Origin of the sequence: Methylobacterium sp. WL116, assembly GCF_008039455.1 — a bacterium.
In the GTDB taxonomy this organism is placed as follows: domain Bacteria; phylum Pseudomonadota; class Alphaproteobacteria; order Rhizobiales; family Beijerinckiaceae; genus Methylobacterium.
Window position 1 is genome coordinate 1 of the sequence record NZ_VRUV01000614.1, and the last position, 2,456, is coordinate 2,456.

1 protein-coding gene is annotated in these 2,456 nt (G+C 70.1%); it reads right to left on the bottom strand.

All coding sequences use genetic code 11. The features are described 5' to 3' along the window. A partial coding sequence (gene treY, locus FV223_RS25305; protein ID WP_147729530.1) for a malto-oligosyltrehalose synthase occupies window positions 1–2,456 on the bottom strand: 2,456 nt, incomplete at both ends.

Here is a 2,456-nt window from a genome sequence, read left to right on the forward strand (position 1 = left end):
GCCAGCAGTTCGGGCAGCACCCCCTGGTCCGCAAGAGCGCGTTCCATCGCCGCGTAGTTCACCGGCCGGCGGTTGTCGGGATCGACGAACGAGAAGTCCCAGAACTCGGTGCCCTGGTACACGTCCGGCAGGCCGGGCAGCGTGCATTTGAGGACCGTGCGGCCGAGGCCGGCGATCATCCCGAGATGGGCGAGGCGCCGGGCGAACGGCCGCAGCTTGGCCAGGAACTCGGACCCCGGCGCGATCAGCGCCTCGAACAGCTTGGCGACCGCACCCTCGTAGGCTTCGTCGACGTTGACCCAGCTCGACCTGCGCTTGCCCTCGCGCATCGCCTTCTCACTGTAGGCGGTCAGGCGCTTGCGGAAATCCTCGATGGCATTCGGCTCGTCGGCATCGAGCAGCTCGAGCGGCCACGCCCCGAGGATGGCCTGGAAGAACATCCACTGGTCGTTGGCGTCCGGCGCCGGCTCGTCGTCGATGGTCGTCAGGTGCGGGACGGCGATCGTGCGCCACAGGTCCCAGGCGCGGGCCCATTCCTCCGGCAGCTCGGACAGGGCGAGCAGGCGCGAGCGCGCATCCTCGCCGCGCTTGGTGTCGTGGGTCGCCGTCGTGATCATCGCGTTCGGCCAGTCGCGGGCACGCGCCGCCTGGAGCGCGTGGAAGTGCTCCGCGTCGAGGCCGTACTCGCCGGGATCGCCGCCGACCTCGTTGAGGCCGAGCAGCATCGCGTAGCGGTAGAACAGCGTGTCCTCCAGGCTCTTGGCCATCACCGGGCCGGTGAGCTGCTGGAAGCGGCGGCGGAACCGCAGGATCACGATCGGGTCCGGCCGTCCGGGCCCGGAGGTCTCGATCCGGCCGATGAGCGCGGCGGCCGCGAAGTCGTGGACCGAGCGGTCCGGCAGCGCCGACCAGCGCTTGGCCTTGGCGACCGCGCCCTCGATCAGCCGAACGTCCTCGGCCTCCACATCGCTCTCGTCGAGGTCCGGCGGCAGGTAGCTGCGATAGGTCGGGAACCGCGCGATGATCTCGATGAGCGCCCGGCGGATCGCGTTGACCGAGAAGTCGCGCGTGCGCCGGTCGGCATCGGCGATCTCCTTGAGGTCGGTGGTCAGCACCTCGAGCTCGCTGGCGAAGCTGATCTCGAGGATCTCGGCCTTCGCGGCGCGAAGCTGAAAGCCGTAGGGCTCGTCGAAGCCGGTGGCCCACTCGTAGAGCCGCTTGATCTTGCCGCGCTTGCCCTGGTCGACGAGGATGCCGTCGAGGTGGTTCAGCACGTCGTAGCCGGTGGTGCCGGCGACCGGCCACGGCCGAAGCTTCTCGCCCGGCTCCAGGATCTTCTCGACCACGACGTAGAAGCCCGGTCCGACGGCCGCCTGCAGCGCCCGCGCATAGCCCTGCGGGTCGGCCAGGCCGTCGATGTGGTCGATGCGCAGCCCGTCGATCCGCCCCTCGCGGACGTGCCGGAACACGGTCTCGTGCGAGCGGTGGAAGATGTCGTTCAGCTCGACGCGCAGGCCCGCCAGCGAGTTCACGTCGAAGAAGCGCCGGTAGTTGATGTCGCTCGACGCGACGCGCCAATGAGCGAGGCGATAGGCCTGGCTCTCCAGGAGCCGGTGCAGCGGGCCGAAGCTGTCCGGGCGGCCCTTGAAGCCGTTGAGCAGCTTGAGGCTGCGGTCGATCGCGGCTCGGATCTCCGGCGATGCGGCGCAGACGGCGGCGAGCCGCTGCTTGAGCCCTTCCGCCTCCTCCGGGAAGGCGACGCGGCGCTTCGCGTCGGTCTCGGCGCCCATGGTGCGCAGGCGCTCGGAGATGGCGAGCAGCTCGCCCTGCGCCTCCTCGTCCACGTCGCCGAGCGCCGCTAGCACCCGATTGAGGATGGTCGGGTAGTTCAGCGGGCGGATCGGGAACTGGTGCTCGTAGTGCCAGACGCTGAAGGCCCCGGCGACCGCGTCGAACTTGAGCTCGAGGTTCCCGTTCTCCAGCGCCTCGCCGTAGCGCTCGCCGAGGAAGGGGATCACCAGGTTGCGGTTGGCGCCCAGGCGCTCCCAATCGATGTCGAAGGCATGGCCGAAGGGCGAGAGCGCGCCCCATTCGAGCACGGACAGCCACCACGGGTTGTCGGCGCCGCCGACGCCCATGTGGTTGGGGACGATGTCGAGCAGCAGCTTCAGCCCGTGCGCCCGCAGCGCGTCGGACAGGCGCACGAAGCCGGCCTCGCCGCCGAGCTCAGGGTTGATCGCGCCGTGGTCGACGATGTCGTAGCCGTGGGTCGAGCCGGGTCGGGCCTTCTGCAGCGGCGAGGCGTAGACGTGGCTGATCCCGAGCTTCGCCAGGTACGGGACGATCTTCTCCGCGTCGGCGAAGGTGAAGTGCTTGTGGAACTGCAGGCGGTAGGTCGCGCGCGGCGGGGCGGTCGCGAGGCGGGCGGCACCGGAGCGTGGGCCGCGATCCTCGGC